The following is a 3,165-nucleotide window of genomic DNA, read 5'->3' on the forward strand; positions in this document are numbered from 1 at the left end:
ATTATGTCTCCCCAGACCCCGTAGGTGCCAGAGGATGAATCCCGGGAAACAATGGTTATTTTGCGGTCAGGGCCGCCGACTTCCTTCCAGCTGGTTATGTCTCCGTTATAAATGCCTCTGAGCTCTTCTAAGCTCAGGTCGTCTACCGGGTTGTCCGGGTTTACAACCGGGATGATGCTGTCTAATGCCACTCCGAACGGTACCGGGTAGTGCCCGTTTTCAACCGCCCTTTTGACCTCTTCGTCCTTGATAAAGCGCGAGGCCTGGCAGATATCTGTTGTACCGTCGATAAGGGCTTTTATTCCGTTTCCCGAGCCGCCTCCGGATATGGAGATATTAACATCCGGATACTGTTCCATGAAAGCTTCTGCCACTTTCTGGGTTACGGGCAGAACCGTCGTGGAGCCTTTGATTGTCAGCTTTTCAGCAGACCACGCCTGTGTCGTGCCCAGGGCAAGCCCTGTAATGAAAACCAGCATCACCATCAACAATCTTTTCATACGATCCTCCTTAAATGTTTTCAATCCAATTTTTTTCGGCTGCGCGGGCAACCTTTTTTGCAGCGCAAGGCCTTTCTGCATTTGCAGGCAAACAATAACCCTGCTTTGCTACAGGTTCGTGGCTGAAATGTTACGATTCTGTTACGATTTTTCAGGCCCTCTTGTCCTTGTTTGATGCAGCCGGTCCCATGCACCTGCTGGAACGGATCTATAAATAAGTTAAAATTGAAAAGCCCTGCGTGCCCGCGGGCAAAAAAATTTTTTTGAATCGTCATCAAAACGTCACCTTTTCTCCGCTGAACCGACAATGTCGTCGGCTATACCCGCCACAGAAAGTGAAAACGCAAACTTCAAATCACAAAAAAAGGAGAAAAGGAAATGAAGGGTTTTAATCGGTTTGCAGGATCATTGAGCAGGGCGGGGGCGATTTTATTGGCATCGTTCGCCTGTGTTTTCACATTCGCTGCGGGGCCCGCTGCAGCGGAGAAAAGTACCACGGAGGAGATTCTGGATATCCTGAAACAAGGAGATCACATTTCAGATTCCCGGTATGAGGAACTCACACAGAGGGTAAAAAGCGAAAAAAGCAGTTATGACGTGAAGTTCGGCGGGCGCATCATGGCTGACTGGGCAAGCATAAGCGCTGATGACAGCTTTGATGATGACCTGGGCGGCGGCCTGGACGGAGACGGCGTGGAATTCAGGCGCGCCCGTCTTTTCGCCTCCGGCTCATTTGAAAACAATGTTTTTTTCAAGGCGCAATATGATTTTGGCGGCGGAGACGCTGATTTTAAGGACATGTACATCGGCATGAAAAAGATCCCGGCGATCGGCAACATAAAGATCGGTCATTTCAAGGAACCGTTTTCCCTGGAAGAACAGGGAAGCAGCAAATACATCACCTTTATGGAGCGGGGCCTTCCCAATGTGTTTTCCCCGAGCAGAAACACCGGTGTCATGGCATATGACGCTGCCCTGGGAAAACGCATGTCCTGGGCCATAGGCGCGTTTTATGACGCCGACGGCTTCGGGGAAGGTTTCAATGATAGTACGGACATAAATGTTACCGCCAGGGTCACCGGGGCGCCAGTTTACGCTGATGACGGCAGAAAGGCCGTGCATCTGGGCCTTTCCTACACCCGGCAGTTCCGGGATGAAGACGAAACAACCCTCCGGTACAGGCAGCGGCCGGAAGCGCATATAACCGGCGTGCGCCTGGCGAATACCGGCAGCTTTGGTTTAGACGACGCGGATATCATGAGTCTGGAAGCGGCCATGGTAATGGGGCCGTTTTCGGTGCAGGCAGAATACATGCAGAGCTTTGTGGGCTCGGATGCGGCAAATGATCCAAGCTTCAGCGGCTATTATGTCTACGGCAGCTATTTTCTCACAGGTGAAAGCCGCAATTACAAGCCCGGTTCAGGATCCTTCGGCCGGGTTAAGCCAAACAGAAACTTCAGCTTCCACAAGCCCGGAGCCGGTGCATGGGAAGTCGGCGTGCGCTATTCAAACCTGGACTTAAACGATGAGGCAATCGAAGGCGGCGAGTTAAGCAATCTGACCCTGGGCGTCAACTGGCACTTAAATCCCAATGTGCGCATGATGCTGAACTACGTTTATGCAGACCTCGAAGACCGCGAAAATGTGGAGGATGACAATGCAAACATTGTTCAGGCCCGGTTCCAGGTAGATTTTTAGCATTATAACCAAAAGTTACAGCCATACAAAAAGCGCCCGCACCCGTGCGGGCGCTTTTTTTTGTGGCGGCCATGGTTTACCGGGCCCGGCTGCGCACAAGGACATAAAAAAGATGCAATTTTTTTTGGCAGGTCGGGCAGTGAAAAAGATCTTTATATTTCAGGGACAATTCAATGGGTGCCATAAAAAAATGGCATAAAATCAGGCCCCTTTGCCGCACAATGTTTGCAAAAAGGGGTTGCAGAATCGCTTTTGCCGGTGATATGGCCCCATACAGAAATGTTTGAACAGGGATGACCGGCAAACCATGCATCCCGGCAAAAAATCGTTGTGTCAAAACACAGCAAAACAATTAAGGAGGACAAATGAAAAATTCAGGAAAACGCATTTTAACCGTATTGGCAGCAGGGTTGTTTTTTTTATGCACAGCCGTGCCCGCGGCAGCCATCACTGTGGATTTCCACGGAAAGGCCTGGACCGGGGTCATGAGTGGTTCGGACGGCTTTTTACTTGGGGACGGCAGCAATGACAGCACGACTTTTGCTGCGGGCAAATTCCGTTTCCGGTCAGAGGTGGGCACGGATGACGGCCGGGCCAAGATGGTGTATGGGTTTGAAACCGGCGCCAACAACTTCGGATCTGCTGATGACGATCGTGGCGGCTGGAAGTATTCCGGTGACAGCGTGGATTTTGAAAACCGGTTTGCCTATATCCAGCTCAACCTGCCCGGGATGAACGACCAGGTCATGGGCCGGGCCGGTCTGCAGAAAAGCGGCGTGAACCACTGGCTGTGGACAGAAACCGCAGCAGGCGTCACCCTGCACGGCACAGGGATGTTGAACTGGTCTGCCGGGTGGTTCCGGGGCCTTGAGGAAGGTTTTGGCGAAGATGAAGCTGCAGAAACCGACTTTTATATGGTTAAGGGTGATTTCAAGCCCGGTGAAAACATCACTGTTGGCGGTTTTGC

Annotated in this window: 4 protein-coding genes; 2 read left to right on the forward strand and 2 right to left on the reverse strand. The window is 51.4% G+C overall.

Annotated features, from left to right (window positions below; all coding sequences use genetic code 11):
• Together R6U41_RS08540 and R6U41_RS08545 are read right to left on the reverse strand one after the other, a co-directional pair.
• On the reverse strand, positions 1 to 500 hold a 500-nt coding region (locus R6U41_RS08540), incomplete at its 3' end, for an extracellular solute-binding protein (RefSeq protein WP_410269414.1).
• Positions 501 to 520: 20 nt separating this feature from the next.
• Entirely contained in the window at positions 521 to 775 is a 255-nt protein-coding gene (locus R6U41_RS08545) for a hypothetical protein (protein WP_410269415.1), read from the reverse strand.
• Positions 776 to 1,118: 343 nt separating this feature from the next.
• Between R6U41_RS08545 and R6U41_RS08550 the strand changes: the two genes are divergently transcribed.
• Both R6U41_RS08550 and R6U41_RS08555 read left to right on the forward strand, forming a co-directional pair.
• Entirely contained in the window at positions 1,119 to 2,198 is a 1,080-nt protein-coding gene (locus R6U41_RS08550; RefSeq protein WP_410269416.1) for an OprO/OprP family phosphate-selective porin, read from the forward strand.
• A 365-nt stretch (positions 2,199 to 2,563) separates the two neighbouring features.
• On the forward strand, positions 2,564 to 3,165 hold a 602-nt coding region (locus R6U41_RS08555; protein WP_410269417.1), incomplete at its 3' end, for a hypothetical protein.

The sequence above is a fragment of the Desulfosalsimonas sp. genome, assembly GCF_046483245.1.
Classification (GTDB): domain Bacteria; phylum Desulfobacterota; class Desulfobacteria; order Desulfobacterales; family Desulfosalsimonadaceae; genus Desulfosalsimonas.